This is a genomic window from Actinosynnema sp. NPDC059797 (genome assembly GCF_042732085.1).
In the GTDB taxonomy this organism is placed as follows: domain Bacteria; phylum Actinomycetota; class Actinomycetes; order Mycobacteriales; family Pseudonocardiaceae; genus Actinosynnema.
Map to the genome: position 1 here is coordinate 15,065 of NZ_JBHWIE010000023.1, position 14,152 is coordinate 29,216.

General features: G+C 73.5%; 14 protein-coding genes and 1 pseudogene. 10 read left to right on the plus strand and 5 right to left on the minus strand.

The features are described from left to right. The first annotated feature begins 2 nt into the window (after nt 1–2). The 3 genes from ACFV4N_RS09735 to ACFV4N_RS09745 all read left to right on the plus strand — a co-directional run bounded on the left by ACFV4N_RS09735 (nt 3) and on the right by ACFV4N_RS09745 (nt 1,666). Nucleotides 3–896 carry a hypothetical protein gene (locus ACFV4N_RS09735; protein ID WP_499672072.1) on the plus strand — a complete coding sequence of 298 codons (894 nt, stop codon included), beginning with the start codon at nt 3–5 and terminating at the stop codon, nt 894–896. A 203-nt stretch (nt 897–1,099) separates the two neighbouring features. Further along, nucleotides 1,100–1,330 (plus strand): hypothetical protein, encoded by a 231-nt coding sequence (locus tag ACFV4N_RS09740; RefSeq protein WP_499672073.1) that lies wholly within the window; start codon nt 1,100–1,102, stop codon nt 1,328–1,330. 21 nt (nt 1,331–1,351) lie between these two features. Then, nucleotides 1,352–1,666 (plus strand): dienelactone hydrolase family protein, encoded by a 315-nt coding sequence (locus ACFV4N_RS09745; RefSeq protein WP_499672074.1) that lies wholly within the window; start codon nt 1,352–1,354, stop codon nt 1,664–1,666. Between the two features lie 227 nt (nt 1,667–1,893). On the opposite strand, the gene ACFV4N_RS09750 is transcribed toward ACFV4N_RS09745, so the two are convergent. Then, nucleotides 1,894–2,769 (minus strand): SDR family oxidoreductase, encoded by an 876-nt coding sequence (locus tag ACFV4N_RS09750; protein WP_499672075.1) that lies wholly within the window; start codon nt 2,767–2,769, stop codon nt 1,894–1,896. A gap of 522 nt (nt 2,770–3,291) precedes the next feature. On the opposite strand from ACFV4N_RS09750, the gene ACFV4N_RS09755 reads away from it, so the two are divergent. Together ACFV4N_RS09755 and galK are read left to right on the plus strand one after the other, a co-directional pair. After that, on the plus strand, nt 3,292–4,290 hold the full coding sequence (locus tag ACFV4N_RS09755) for a LacI family DNA-binding transcriptional regulator (protein WP_499672076.1): 999 nt from the start codon (nt 3,292–3,294) through the stop codon (nt 4,288–4,290). Continuing rightward, entirely contained in the window at nt 4,280–5,377 is a 1,098-nt protein-coding gene (gene galK / locus ACFV4N_RS09760) for a galactokinase (protein ID WP_499672077.1), read from the plus strand. Before ACFV4N_RS09755 ends, galK begins: the two co-directional genes overlap by 11 nt. A gap of 41 nt (nt 5,378–5,418) precedes the next feature. On the opposite strand, the gene ACFV4N_RS09765 is transcribed toward galK, so the two are convergent. Then, complete coding sequence (locus tag ACFV4N_RS09765; RefSeq protein ID WP_499672078.1) at nt 5,419–6,552, minus strand: FAD-dependent monooxygenase; 1,134 nt, start codon at nt 6,550–6,552, stop codon at nt 5,419–5,421. 112 nt (nt 6,553–6,664) lie between these two features. Between ACFV4N_RS09765 and ACFV4N_RS09770 the strand changes: the two genes are divergently transcribed. Beyond that, nucleotides 6,665–7,636, plus strand: a complete 972-nt coding sequence (locus ACFV4N_RS09770; protein ID WP_499672079.1) for a TetR/AcrR family transcriptional regulator C-terminal domain-containing protein — start codon at nt 6,665–6,667, stop codon at nt 7,634–7,636. Here the strand turns inward: ACFV4N_RS09770 and ACFV4N_RS09775 are convergent. Continuing rightward, a complete protein-coding gene (locus ACFV4N_RS09775; RefSeq protein ID WP_499672080.1) occupies nt 7,633–7,809 on the minus strand; it encodes a hypothetical protein in 177 nt (58 codons plus the stop codon). The genes ACFV4N_RS09770 and ACFV4N_RS09775 overlap by 4 nt on opposite strands. A gap of 121 nt (nt 7,810–7,930) precedes the next feature. Then, nucleotides 7,931–8,260, minus strand: a pseudogene (locus ACFV4N_RS09780) (molybdopterin dinucleotide binding domain-containing protein); the annotation flags it as partial. A gap of 271 nt (nt 8,261–8,531) precedes the next feature. On the opposite strand from ACFV4N_RS09780, the gene ACFV4N_RS09785 reads away from it, so the two are divergent. The 4 genes from ACFV4N_RS09785 to ACFV4N_RS09800 all read left to right on the plus strand — a co-directional run bounded on the left by ACFV4N_RS09785 (nt 8,532) and on the right by ACFV4N_RS09800 (nt 13,555). Continuing rightward, complete coding sequence (locus ACFV4N_RS09785) at nt 8,532–10,043, plus strand: alkaline phosphatase D family protein (protein WP_499672081.1); 1,512 nt, start codon at nt 8,532–8,534, stop codon at nt 10,041–10,043. Next, nucleotides 10,040–11,248, plus strand: coding sequence for a hypothetical protein (locus ACFV4N_RS09790; RefSeq protein ID WP_499672082.1), 1,209 nt, complete (start codon nt 10,040–10,042; stop codon nt 11,246–11,248). The genes ACFV4N_RS09785 and ACFV4N_RS09790 overlap by 4 nt, the downstream gene beginning before the upstream one ends. Nucleotides 11,249–11,366: 118 nt before the next feature. Continuing rightward, nucleotides 11,367–12,443, plus strand: coding sequence for an epoxide hydrolase family protein (locus ACFV4N_RS09795; protein ID WP_499672083.1), 1,077 nt, complete (start codon nt 11,367–11,369; stop codon nt 12,441–12,443). A 251-nt stretch (nt 12,444–12,694) separates the two neighbouring features. Next, nucleotides 12,695–13,555, plus strand: coding sequence for an arabinan endo-1,5-alpha-L-arabinosidase (locus tag ACFV4N_RS09800; RefSeq protein WP_499672084.1), 861 nt, complete (start codon nt 12,695–12,697; stop codon nt 13,553–13,555). Here the strand turns inward: ACFV4N_RS09800 and ACFV4N_RS09805 are convergent. Continuing rightward, nucleotides 13,552–14,133, minus strand: a complete 582-nt coding sequence (locus tag ACFV4N_RS09805; RefSeq protein WP_499672103.1) for a LysE/ArgO family amino acid transporter — start codon at nt 14,131–14,133, stop codon at nt 13,552–13,554. The genes ACFV4N_RS09800 and ACFV4N_RS09805 overlap by 4 nt on opposite strands. Between the last annotated feature and the right edge of the window lie 19 nt (nt 14,134–14,152).

A 14,152-nucleotide genomic window follows, 5' to 3' on the forward strand; every position in this document is an offset into this window, starting at 1 on the left:
CCGTGCGCGCCACGACCTCCGCACCGCGGGACGACGCGCCCTCCCGGGCGCTGAAGGTCTTCGGTTCCCTGCTCGCGCCGACCACCGTGCTGACCGCGCTGCTGTTCTACTTCGGCACCCGGCACGCGACGTTCTTCTGCGAGTGGTTCGGCGTGCACTACTCCGTGCTGGGCCTGGCCGCGCCGGACTTCCTGATCCGCAGCGCGGACGGCATGTTCGTGCCGCTGACGGCCGTGTCGGCCGCGGGGCTCACCGCGTTGTGGGCGTACCGCCTGCTGCGGTCCCTGCTCGCGCCGAGGACGTGGCGGGCGCTGGTGCGGCGAGCCGTCCCGACGCTGGTCGCACTGGGGTCGGGATTGGTGCTGCTCGGCCTCACCGGGGTCGCGGTGCCCTCGCTGCTCTACGAGGTGGCGGGGTTGCCGGGCCTGTGCGTCGCGGTGGGCGTCGTGCTGTTCCCGGTGGCCGATCGGCTGCACCAGGACCGCGTGGGCGGGCGTGTCACGGGGGTCGTGCCGGTGCTGCAGTGGACGTTCACGTTCGTGCTCGCCACCATCGGCCTGTTCTGGGCCGTCAACGACTACTCGGCGGCGGTCGGGCAGGCGCGGGCGTACGAGTACGAGACGAAGCTCGCCACCATGCCCGAGACGGTCCTGTTCAGCACCAACGACATCGAGGTGCGGGGACCCGGGGTGCACGTGACGCGGTGCACCGCTCCCGACGCGATGTACCGCTTCCGCTACGACGGCCTCGTGCTGGTGCTGCAGTCGGCCGGGCAGAGCTTCCTGCTGCCGAAGGGGTGGAACCGCCGCGACGGGGTCGCGCTGGTGCTGCCGAGGTCGAACGACGTGCGGCTGGAGTTCGCGCCGGCGGGCGCCGAACTCGACCGCTCCTGCTGAGGCACCGAGGCACCGGGGTGTTGGAGTGCCGGGGTGTGGATAGCCGCATCCGGCGCCCCGGAATTGTCGTACCCCGCCGGCAGGATCAAGAACGGGGGTCCCCTCCGGCAGGGGGACCCCCGTTCCACGCCGCCGACCGCCGACCGACCACCGCCGACCATCGACCGCCCACCACCGACCACCGACCGCTCCCGGGGACCGCCATGACCGATGTCGTCCTGTTCCACCACGCCCAAGGTCTCACCCCGGGCGTCCACGCCTTCGCCGACCGGTTGCGCGCCGCCGGTCACCGGGTCACCTCCCCCGACCTCTTCGGGGGCAGGACGTTCGCCACCCTGGAGGAGGGCACGGCCCACGTCGAGCAGGTCGGCTTCGACGCGGTGGCCCGGCGCGGCGCCGAGGCGGTGGCCGGGCTGCCGGACCGGGTCGTCTAGGCGGGGTTCTCCCTCGGGGCCGTGCCGGCGCAGCGGCTCGCCCAGACCCGGCCCGGCGCGTTGGCCGTCCTGCTGTACCACGGCGCGGTGCCCGCCACGGCGTTCGCGCCCTCCTGGCCCGACGGCGTGGCGGTGCAGGCGCACGTCAACGACGAGGACGCGTGGGGCGACCTCGACGTGATGCGGGAGCTGGTCGGGCTGGTCCCCGACTCCGAGCTGTTCACCTATCGCGGTTCGAGTCACCTGTTCACCGACAGCAGCCTGGACGCGCACGACGCCGCCGCCACCGACCTGGTCATGGGGCGCAGCCTCTCCCTGCTCGCCCGCCTGAGCTGACCGGTGACGTGGGCCACTCCGTTCTCAGTGCCCGTTTCCGAGCTCGAGTCCGATGCCCGCGGGTGGTTCCACCGCGGGTGCCCTCTGCTGCCGTCCGGCGACCTCTCACCAGCCCGCCCGACGGACGAGCCGGTGTCCCACCGACGTCACCGACGCCCAGTGTGTCGAGCGGGCACTGGGGGTTCGGCGGAATGGCCGGACCGGCGATCTCGACGGCAGGTCGAGGGTCAACGGAAGTCTTCCACGTGATCGCGCGCCCACTGCGCATAGGTGCGACCGTCCTTGCCGGTGGCCGCCCCATAGCCCGGCAGCGGCTTCATCAGACCCGAGTAGTCCTGGTCGGAATAGCCGTTGTCACCGCCGCCCGCGCCGCCCTCGTAGTCGACGAACCCGAGCAGCAGGTCGGCGCTCTGGGCGGCAAAGCCTCCCATCGCCCGGAGGATGTCACGCGCCTCCTCGCGGGAGACCTCCTCGTAGCGCACCTCCTCACCGAGCACATCGGCGACGGCCCCGACCTGCCGGCGCACGGAGAGCTGCTCGGGACCGCTCAGCGTGTACGCCTTGCCGATGTGCCTGTCCTCCAACAGTGCCACCGCGGCGACGTCCGCGATGTCCGCTTCGTGGATCGGGGCGGCGCCGAGGTCGTCGCCGAACGGATAACGCACCATTCGCGACTCCTTGATCATCGGCCCCCAGATCGGCAGCATGTTCGTCATGAACTCGCCGGGCCGCACGTGCGTCCACTCAAGCCCGGCCTCCTCGACCGCACGCTCGACCCGGGCGTGGTAGGCGGTGTCGAAGCCGAGCGTCACGGCCGCGGCGGAGAGCACGACGACGCGCCGCACACCCGCCTCCCTGGCCAGGTCGACCACCTCGGTCGCGGTCTCCGGTTGCGGGAACAGCAACAGCTTCTCCACGCCCTCGAGCGCGGCCACGAGCGACGGGGGCTGGAGCAGGTCGCCCTCGAAGACCTCGACGTCCTCGGGAAACACGGCCTTCGCGGGCGTGCGGGTGAGCACCCGTACCGACGCGCCCGCCTGGAGGAGCCGGTCGACGACGTGCCGCCCGACCAGACCCGTCGCACCGGTTACCAAGATCGTCACGACTTCCGCTCCTCGCTGTTCGTGCTGGTCAACCCAAGGTAGACCGAATCCAGGTCACTTCCTGACCGCTATTGCCACCGCATGGGAAGCAGTCGCGAGGGCCGTAGCCGGATCAAGGCGGGGAGTCCGCCGGCGGGTCCGACTCGACCCGCTGCTGCCCGATCCGGCGTGCGTGGTCGCAGTCGGTGCGCGCTGCCGCGACCGTCGACCGGGCCACCCGAGGCTGGGACGGCGGCAAGAAGGCCCGAGGCCGCAAGCGCCCTGTCGTGGTGGACACCACAGGGCTGCCGGTGGCCGTCGAAGCCTGGCCCGGATCACCGGACACCGCCGCTGCGTCCGCGACCGCGAACGCCCACCCCACTGTCACGAGGCCATGGCCCGCTGGTCCATGATCCGCATCACCAGCCGCCGACCCACCCAACCCCAGTAGCTCGGAAACAGCCGCTTACAACGTTGTAGGGGATGCGGGGGCCGGCTACGATCCCGGTCGTTACCGGGATCGACAGCTCGCGGAGGCGCCGGTTGGCCACGCTCAAGGACGTCGCCGCGCTGGCCGGCGTGTCGGTGAAGACGGTGTCGAACGTGGTCAACGGCTACGCGTTCGTGAAGCCCGAGAACCGCCGCCGGGTCGAGGAGGCCCTGCTCGTCACGGGCTACCGGCCCAACCTGGGCGCGCGCAACCTGCGCCGGGGCCGGACCGGTTTCCTGGCCCTGGTGCTGCCGGAGCTGGTGGTGCCCTACTTCGCCGAGCTGGCGGACCTCGTGCTCGGGGCGGCCCACGAGCACGAGTGGAACGTGCTGATCGAGCAGACCGAGGGCACCCGCGAGGGCGAGCGCGACACGCTCGCCTCCCTCGGCCCGCACCTGGTCGACGCCGCGATCGTGAGCCCCGAGGCGCTGGAGACGCACGACTTCGGCGAGCTGGACCCCGGCGTCCCGGTGGTGCTGCTGGGCGAGCACCACGTGGACGTGCCGTTCGACCGCGTCGGCATCGACAACGTGGCCGCCGCGCGCGAGGCCGTGGCGCACCTGGTCTCCCTCGGCCGCACCCGGGTCGCCGCCATCGGCGCGCACCCCCGCCGCGGCACCGCCGCGCAGCGCCTGGCCGGCTACCGGCTCGCGCTCGCCGAGGCGGGCCTGCCGGTGCGCGACGAGCTGGTGGCGACCGCGCTCAACTACCACCGCCGCGACGGCGCGGAGGCCATGGCGCGGCTGCTGGCGCTGCCCGAGCCGCCGGACGCCGTGTTCTGCTTCAACGACCTGCTCGCCGTCGGCGCGGTGCGGTCCGCCGCCGAGCGGGGTGTGCGGGTGCCGGACGACCTCGCTGTCGTAGGCTTCGACAACACCGAGGAAGGCGCCTACAGCCTCCCCTCGCTGACCACGATCGCCCCGGACAAGGCCGCCATCGCGCACGCCGCGGTGGACCTGCTGCGCCGGCGCGTGGAGGACACCGACCGGCCGACGGAGCACGTGCGGACGCCGTTCACGTTGCGGGTGAGGGAGAGCACGGGTGGCGCGTGACGGGGTGTTCGAGGCTCCGGGCAGGATCAACCTCATCGGCGAGCACACCGATTACAACGACGGGTTCGTGCTGCCCATCGCCCTGTCCCACTCGGTGCGGGTGCGGGCCCACCGGCGCGACGACGACGTGCTGCGGATGGTCTCCCGACAGGCGAACGGCACCGCCGAGCTGAGCGTGGCGGACCTGCGGCCGGGCGCGGTGACCGGGTGGGCCAGGTACGTGGCGGGCGTGGTGTGGGCGCTGCGCGAGGCGGGGCACCCGATCGGCGGGTTCGACCTGCTGGTGGACGGCAACGTGCCGCTGGGCGCGGGCCTGTCCTCGTCGGCGGCGCTGGAGAGCGCGACCGCGCTCGCGGTGACCGAGCTGTCCGGGGTGGAGCTGGACCGCCGGGAACTGGCGCGGCTCGCGCAGCGCGCGGAGAACGAGTTCGTCGGGATGCCGTGCGGGATCATGGACCAGTCGGCGTCGCTGCTGGCGTGGGAGCGGCACGCGCTGCTGCTGGACACGCGGACGCTGGCGGTCGAGCACATCCCGTTCGACCCGGCCGCCGCCGGGCTGGCGCTGCTGGTCGTGGACACCAGGGCACCGCACCGGCTGGTGGACGGCGAGTACGCGGCCCGCCGCCGCGACTGCCACCGCGCGGCCGGGCTGCTGGGCGTGCCCGCGCTGCGCGACCTGGTCGGCGAGCCCCACGACCTGCCCGAGAAGCTGGTGCCGAGGGTGCGGCACGTGGTGGGCGAGAACGCGCGCGTGCTGGAGGTGGCGGACCTGCTGCGGGCGGGTCGGATCCACGAGATCGGGCCGCTGCTGACCGCGTCGCACGAGTCGCTGCGCGACGACTACGAGGTGACGGTGCCCGAGCTGGACGTGGCGGTGGACGTGCTGCTGCACGAGGGCGCGCTGGGCGCCCGGATGACCGGCGGCGGGTTCGGCGGCTGCGTCATCGCCCTGGTCGAGGAGTCGGCGGCCGACGCCTGCGCGGCGGCCGTGCGCGCGGCCTTCGCGGGCCACGGCTACACCGAGCCGGAGAGCTGGACCGCCGCGGCGGCGGCCGGCGCGCGCCGGGTCGGGGAACTGGTCGGGTAGCCCGGGGTTCGGGGCCGGTCGCCCGGTTCCCGACCCGGGTGTCAGGCGTCCAGGCTGATCATGTCCTTGGCCCGCGCCAGGGACTCCTCGGACGCGCCCCGGCCCGGGTCCTCCGTCGCCAGCGCCTGGTTCGCCTCGGCGAACGGCCGCAGGCGCCGCTCGTAGCGGGCCAGTGCGGCGCGGTGGTCGTCGGTCGCGGCGAGCTCGTCGGCCAGCACGTGGGCGCCCACCAGGGCGAGGCTGGTGCCCTGGCCGGACAGCGGCGACGGGCAGTGCGCGGCGTCGCCGACCAGCACGACCCGGCCGTGCGACCAGCGGTCCAGGTGGACCTGGGCCATGGCGTCGAAGTAGAAGTCCGGCGCGGCCCGCATGGCGTCGAGCAGCCTCGGCGTCTCCCAGCCCAGGCCGGCCAGGCGCTCCGCGAGCAGCGCCTTCTGCCCCTCGACGTCGTGGCGGTCGTGGTCGAGCCGGTCGGCGGCGAAGCCGAGGGTCGCGCGCAGCTCGGTGTTGCCGCGCACCGGGTAGACGCAGTAGCTCGCGCCGTCGCCGTGCAACCACACCTGCCAGTCGTCCAGGTCGAGGAAGTTCCGGGTGCTGAAGACGCCGACGTAGGAACCGAGGTGGCGCACGAACCGCTCCTCGGGGCCGAAGACCAGGCGGCGCACGGCGGAGTGCAGGCCGTCCGCGCCGACCACCAGGTCGAACGCGCGCGGCTCGGCGTGCCGGAAGGTGACGTGCGCGCCGCGGTCGTCCTGGTCCAGCGCGGTGATCGCGTCGCCGAACAGGTACTCGACGCCGTCGCGGGCCCGGTCGTGCAGCAGGGTCACCAGGTCGTCGCGCAGCACCTCGACGTCGTCGCCGTCGAGCCGGCCCGCGCTGAGGGTCATCTCGGTGGAGCGCCACAGCTCGCCGCCCTCGGCGTCGAGCATCACCATGCCGCGCATCCGGGTGCGCAGCCGCCGGGCCGGTTCGAGCAGGTCCATCCGGTCGAGCACGTCGAGGGCCACGCCCCGCACGTCGACGGCCTGGCCGCCGGGGCGCACCGCGGGCGCCCGCTCGACGACGGTCGGCGCCCAGCCCAGGCGGCTCAGCCGGTGGGCGGTGGCGAGGCCGGCGACACCGGCGCCGGAGATCAGCACGGTCTTCACGGAGGAGTCCTTCCCGCTGTGTTCCACGCGCTGAACGTACGGCGTACACGCAGGGGCGACCAAGCCTGTACTAGCTCAATAACCACTGTTCAGAGCCTAGCTGCTGCTAGGTTCTGCACTAGTACAGGAGGAGGACGGCATGATCCCGCCCTACCAACGCATCGCCGCCGAGATCAGGCGTCGCGTCGCCGACGGCGAGCTGGCGCCCGGCGACCGCGTGCCGTCGGCCCGGCAGGTCGCCCGCGAGTGGGGCGTCGCGCTGGCCACCGCCACCAAGGCCCTGACCTCGCTGAGCCGGGAAGGGCTGGTGGAGGCGCGGCCCCGGGTCGGCACGGTGGTGGCCGGCGCCGTGCCGGGCGACGGTCGGCGCCGGCGTGCCGCCCCCGCGCCCGAGGGCGAGCTGACGCGGGACCGGGTGGTGCGCGCGGCGATCGGGATCGCGGACGCGGAAGGGCTGGCCGCGGTGTCGATGCGCGGTGTCGCGGCCCGGCTGGGGGTCGCGGCCATGTCGCCCTACCGCCACGTGGCGGGCAAGGGAGACCTGGTGCTGCTGATGGCCGACGCGGTCTTCGGCGAGGCGGTGCTGCCCGCGCGGCCGCCGGCCCACTGGCGGACCCGGGTCGAGGTGGGCGCCCGGTCGCTGTGGGGGCTGCACCGCGCGCACCCGTGGCTGGCGCAGCTCGGGCCGCTGACCAGGCCGCTGATGACCCCCAACCTGATGGCGTACTCGGAGTGGGTGCTCGGCGCGCTCGAAGAGCTGGGCCTCGGCCCGAAGGCCACGTTCGACCTGCACGTGCTGATCTACAGCCACGTCCTGGGGCTGGCGGTCCACCTGGAGCGGGAGGCGCAGGCCGAGGGCGTGACCGGGCTGTCGAGCGAGCAGTGGATGGCCGGCCAGTCCCGCGCCCTGGACCGCCTCACCTCCGCCACGTCGGCCCACCCCGCGTTCGCCCGCGTGGTGGGCTCGTTCGCGGAGACCGGCTACGACCTGGACCTGGACGCGCTGTTCGAGCTGGGGCTCCGGTCGATCCTCGACGGGCTGGAGGCGGGCCACCGCCGGTCCACCGGCCGCCGGTCGGCCACCGGTCGCCAGTCGGCCACCAGTCGCTAGTCGGCCACCACCAGCGCCTGCGGCGCGGCCTGCTCGATCCGGGTGCGCAGCCACTTCACCTGGACCGCCGTCTCGGCCTCGCACCGCCGCACCACGTCCAGCAGCCCGGCGTCCCGCGCGCCTCGCGCGGCCTGCCCGACCACCGTCCAGCACAGGTCGCACTCGGTTGCCATCGGGTACAGGTCGCGGAGCAGCCGAGGCCGCCGGCGCGGGCCCGGCGGAGCCCGGGTCCCAGCAGCCGCAGTGGAACGGCATGAACACCACGCCCCGCCGCGGCCCGCCGACGCGCACGGGCACGCGGACCTCGCCGCGCGGCGACGTCACCCGGGCCACGTCGCCGTTCGCCAGGCCCAACCCGGCGGCGTCGTCGGGGTGCACCTCCACCCACGGGCAGGGGCGCGGCGGCCTCGACGGCGACCGGGCCACGACGCGGCCCATGGCCTCGTCCCACGTGGACGGCACCAGCTCGCCTCCCTCCCGCACCAGCGGGGTGGTGAAGCGGTCGGCGGAGTTGTTGGCCTGCCGGCCGTAGAGGTCCTTCGGGCCGAGCCGGCCGCGGTTCACCCGGGCCCGGACCCGGCCGCGGACCCCGACGATCCGCCCGTCCCGGACGCCGATGTCCATGGCGTCGCCGTTGGAGTGCAGGGTCGAGGCGGTTTGGACCTACCTGTCCGGTTCCTCCGTGACGAACCCGTCGCACCGCTGCGGCCACTGCTCGCCGGGACCGTAAGGCGTGCGCTCGCCCCACGGGTCCGCTACGGCATCCCGTCTTGCCATGCCCTGCGGCCTACCCGGATCCACCGCGCGTACACGTGCCGATCACCTCCCCGGTGTAGGCAGGGGGGCGCAAGAGTTCCGGCAGCGTGCTTCCCGGCCCTGCACCGAAGGAGTGCCGATGTCCCCGCTGACCCGACGAACGCTCATCGCCGGTGGCGTGGTGGGTGCGGGCGCGACGATCCTCGCGCCCGCACCCGCGAACGCCCTGGCCTACCCGTTCACCCTGGGCGTCGCCTCCGGCGAGCCCGCGCCGGACGGCTTCGTGATCTGGACGCGCCTCGCGCCCGCCCCGCTCGCCGCCGACGGCCTGGGCGGCATGGCGGCCGACCCGGTGACCGTCGAGTGGCAGGTCGCCACCGACAACCGGTTCACGCAGGTCGTGCGCAGCGGCTCGCACACCGCGGTGCGCGAGTGGGCGCACAGCGTCCACGTCGAGGTGACCGGCCTGCAACCCGGCCGCGAGTACCACTACCGGTTCCGCGCCGCCGGCCACATCTCGCCGGTCGGCCGCGGCGTGACCGCGCCCGCGCCCGGCACCAGCCCCGAGCTGACCATGGTGTTCGCCTCCTGCTCGCACTACGAGGAGGGGTACTTCACCGCGTACCGGCGGATGGCCGAGGAGAACCCGCACCTGGTGCTGCACCTGGGCGACTACATCTACGAGGGCGCCGCGACCACCACCAGGGTGCGCCGGTTCGCGCCGTCGGCGGAGATCGCGGGCCTGGCCGACTACCGGGTGCGGCACGCGCAGTACAAGACCGACGTGGACCTCCAGGCCGCGCACGCCGCCGCGCCGTGGCTGGTCGTGTGGGACGACCACGAGGTGGAGAACAACTACGCCGACCTGGTGCGCGCCAACACCTCCCCCGCCGGCGACTTCCGGGCGCGCCGCGCGGCGGCGTACAAGGCCTACTACGAGCACATGCCGCTGCGTGCGGCGCAGCGGCCGGTGGCGGAGGACATGCAGCTCTACCGCCGGGTGCGCTGGGGCGGCCTGGCCACGTTCCACATGCTCGACACCCGCCAGCACCGCGACGACCAGGCGTGCGGCGACGGCACCAAGGTGTGCGCGGACGCCGACGACCCGGCGCGCACGCTCACCGGCGCGGCGCAGGAGGCGTGGCTGCTCGACGGGATGCGGCAGCGCCTGGGCACCTGGGACTTCCTGGGGCAGCAGGTGTTCTTCGCGCAGAAGCTCGCCTCGGCGGACGGCGCGAAGTCCATGGACTCCTGGGACGGCTACAGCGCCAACCGGGACCGGCTCCAGCGCGGCTGGGACTCGGCGGGCCTGCGCAACACCGTCGTGCTGACCGGCGACGTGCACCGGTCGTGGGCGGCGGACCTGATGTCCGACTACGACGCCCAGGACCGGGTGATCGGCACCGAGCTGGTCACCACCTCGATCACCTCGGGCGGCGACGGCAACGCGGCGGACAACGGCCTGTCCTCCCTGAACCCGCACGTCAAGTTCTACAAGAACCTCCGGGGCTACGTCCGCACCCGGACCACGCCCTCCCAGGTGAACGTGGACTTCCGCTTCGTGGACCGGGTCACCACCCGCGACTACCCCGTCAGGACCCTCCAGAGCTACGTCGTCGAAGCGGGCAACCCGGGATTGCAGGCGCCATGAAGAAGATCATCACCCTGGTGTGCGGACTCCTCCTGCTGGGCGCGGGCACCGCGTCGGCGGCGGCCACGTGGACCACGGCCAACAGCACCGCGACCGGTGACCAGGACAACGCCGCGGTGGCCGCGGTGCGCAACGGCTGGACCGCCGTCGTGTGGGAGGACGACCGCGACTCCGCGACGCCCGCCGACGACGCGCACAGCGACGTGTGGGTGCGGCTGTTCCAGGACGGCGCGTCGCGCTACGAGAAGAAGCTGTCGGCGGGCGGCAGCGGCGACTGGCGGCACGTGCGACCGGACGTGGCCCTGCACGAAGACGGCACCGCGGTCGTGGTGTGGGCCGACGACGCGGACGGCAACGGCTACTACAACGTCCAGGTGCGGACGCTCTCGACCACCGGCGCGGTGACCGGTTCGGCGCGGGCCAACGCGAGCGCGGACGGCCAGCAGCTCGACCCCGCGGTCGCCGCCGACCCCGACACCGCCGGGTTCGCCGTGGTGTGGGAGGACCGGCAGACCGGGGCGGAGCCGACCGTGCGGGCGGCCGGGTTCGCGTCGGTGACGTCGAAGACCTACGAGGTGCAGGTCAACAACGCGGGCGGCGCGCACCAGCGGCCGGACGTGGCTATGGGCGCGGCGGGCAACGCGATCGTGGTGTGGGACGAGGACGGCGACGGCAACGGGTTCTTCAACATCGGCCGGAAGGTCCTCACCCCGTCCGGCGGCGTGAAGCTGGCCCAGGGCACGGCCAACGCCGCCGGCGACGGGCAGCAGCGGCGGCCGGCCGTGGCGGCGAACTTCAACGGCGACTTCGCGGTGGTCTGGGAGACCGACCACCCGGGCGTCGCCGCGGTGGCCGCCCGGTCGTTCACCGCCGCCGGGGTCGCGCGGACGACCGCCGACACCGTGCTGACCGACGCCGGGCAGGCCGGGGCGGACCCCCGGGTCGGCGTCGACGACCAGCTCAACGTCGTGGTGACCTGGGTGCGGGCGCAGGACGTGGTGACGCAGGGCCTGAACCCGGACGGCACGGTCGAGGGCAGGCTGCCGAGGCAGGCGACCGTCTCGACCGCCACCGGGCGGCAGGACGAGCCGGCGCTGGGCGTGGACGCGTGGGGTCGGATCACCGTGGCCTACACCGACGACAACGACGGCAACGGGTTCGACCAGGTCTACCTGGGCACCGGGCTGGTCAACAGCACCTGGTGACCCCGCGGGATCCCGGGTGGGCGCACCCGGGACCCCGCGGGCACAAAACGTTGGCACGACCAACGTTCATCACTTATCGTTGGTGTCACCAACATTGGTGACACCAACGGAGTGAGCGATGATCGAGCCCTTCGAGCTGCGCGTGCCGCGAGCCGACCTCGACGACCTGGCCGACCGGCTGGCCCGCACCCGGTGGCCCGACGAGCTGCCCGACGCCGGTTTCGACTACGGCTACCCCCTCGCCCGCGTCCGCGAGCTGGCCGACCACTGGCGCGACGCCTACGACTGGCGGCGGCACGAGGCCGAGCTGAACGCGCTGCCGCAGTTCACCACCGAGGTGGACGGCCAGCGGGTGCACTTCCTCCACGTGCGGTCGGCGCGGGCCGACGCGCTGCCGCTGGTCCTGGTCCACGGCTGGCCCGGCTCGGTGGTCGAGTTCCTGGACGTGGTCGGGCCGCTGTCGCGGGACTTCCACGTGGTCGTCCCGTCCATCCCCGGCTTCGGCCCGTCCGGCCCGACCACCTCGCGCGGCTGGGACGTCGAGCGCGTGGCCCGCGCGTTCGCCGAGCTGATGGCGCGCCTGGGCTACCGGCGCTACGGCGCGCAGGGCGGCGACTGGGGCTCGTCGATCGCGCGGGCGATGGCCGCGGTCGCACCGGGGCACGTCGTCGGCGTGCACGTGAACTACCTGCCCACGCCGCCGGTCGAGGGCGTCGAACTGTCCGAAGAGGACCGGGCCAGGCTCGACCGGATCCGGGGGGTGATGCGGCAGCGCCCCGGCTACCAGGTCCTCCAGGCCACGCGGCCGCAGACCGTCGCCTACGCGCTGACCGACTCCCCGGTGGGGCAGCTCGCGTGGATCGCGGAGAAGTTCACCGAGTGGGCGGACCCGGCGTCGGCGATCCCGGTGGACCGGGTGCTGACCAACGTGGCCCTGCACTGGTTCGCCGGCACCGCCGGCTCCTCGGCGCGGCTGTCCCGGGAGAGCGGCTTCGGCGCGCGGCTCCCGTGCCCGGCGCCGCTGGGCGTCGCGGTGTTCGCGCACGACATCGTGCTGCCGGTCCGCGCGCTGGCCGAGCGGTCCCACCGGGTCGAGCGCTGGAGCGAGTTCCCGCGCGGCGGGCACTTCCCGGCGCTGGAGGTGCCGGAGCTGTTCGCCGACGACGTGCGGGAGTTCTTCGCCGGTCGCGCCTGACCCGGCGCACCAGGACCTGTTAACGCTCACATAAATCGCCCGCAGGGCTTGACTCCGCCACGCCGGACTCGCGATAGTTCGAGGCGTTGGGAGCGTTCCCAAACCTGCTCGCAAGGAGGCGAAGCATGGGTACACGCAGGTCAAAGGCGATCGCGTGGAGCGCAGGGTTCTTAGCCGCCCTCACCGTGTCGGCAACGCTGACCGCTTCTGGTAGCGCTAACGCGGCACCCGCCTATCCAGGCCCGGGACGGGTGACCGGCGACGTCCACGTGCACGACCCGACGTTCGTCAAGCGCCCCGAGGGCGGCTACCTGGTCGCCCACACCGGCGACAACATCGCGCTGAAGACCTCCACCGACCGCACCGCGTTCCGCAACGCGGGCCAGGTCTTCCCCAACGGCGCGTCGTGGACCACGACCTACACCAACGGCAGCCGCAACCTCTGGGCGCCGGACCTGTCCTACCAGAACGGCCGCTACTACCTGTACTACTCGGCGTCGTCCTTCGGCTCGAACCGGTCGGCGATCTTCCTGGCCACCAGCACCACCGGCGCGGCCGGCTCCTGGACCAACCAGGGCCTGGTGGTGGAGTCGCGCACCAGCGACAACTTCAACGCCATCGACCCCAACCTGGTGATCGACGACCAGGGCCGCTGGTGGCTGAGCTTCGGCTCGTTCTGGTCGGGCATCAAGATGGTCGCGCTCAACCCGTCCACCGGCAAGCGCAGCGACAGCACCATCCGGTCGATCGCGAGCCGCAACGGCGGGCCGATCGAGGCGCCGACCATCGTCAAGCGCGGCAACTACTACTACCTGTACGTGTCGTTCGACTACTGCTGCCGGGGCGCGTCGAGCACCTACCGGGTCATGGTGGGCCGCTCGACCAGCGTCACCGGCCCGTACCTGGACCGCAACGGCCGGGACCTGAACTCCGGCGGCGGCACCGAGATCCTGGCCACGCACGGCTCGGTGATCGGCCCGGGTCACCAGGACGTGTTCACCGACGTGGACGCCGACGTCCTGGCCTACCACTACTACACCAGCAGCGGGGCCGCGCTGCTCGGCATCAACCTGCTCGCCTACGACGGCCAGGGCTGGCCGTACGCGTACTAGAGGACGAGTGAGACGCCGGTCGCCGTGACCACCACGGCGACCGCCGCGTCCAGCACCCGCCACGCCGAGGGGCGGGTGAACACGCCGGACAGCCGCCGCGCGCCGAAGCCCAGGCCGCCGAACCACAGCGCGCTGGCCGCCATCGCGCCCGCCGCGAACCACCACCGGTCGTCGCCGAAGCCGGTGGACGCGGTGCCGAGCAGCAGCACGGTGTCCAGGTACACGTGCGGGTTGAGCCAGGTCAGCGCCAGGCACGTGGCGATCGCCGCCGACGCCGCGCCGCCGAGCTCCAGCGCGGCCGGCCGCAGCACGCGCCGCGCGGCCAGCACGCCGTAGCCCACCAGGAACGCCGCGCCGACCCAGCGCACCACCTCCAGCGCGGCCGGCCACGCGGTCAGCGCCGCGCCGACCCCGCCCACGCCGAGCGCGATGAGCAGCGCGTCCGAGCCCGCGCAGATGGCCACGACCGCCGGCACCCGTTGGCGCAGCACGCCCTGCCGCAGCACCAGGGCGTTCTGCGCGCCGATGACGACGATCAGGGAGAGGCCGGTGCCGAGCCCGGCGAGCAGCGCGTGCATCACGCCACGACGGTAGGAA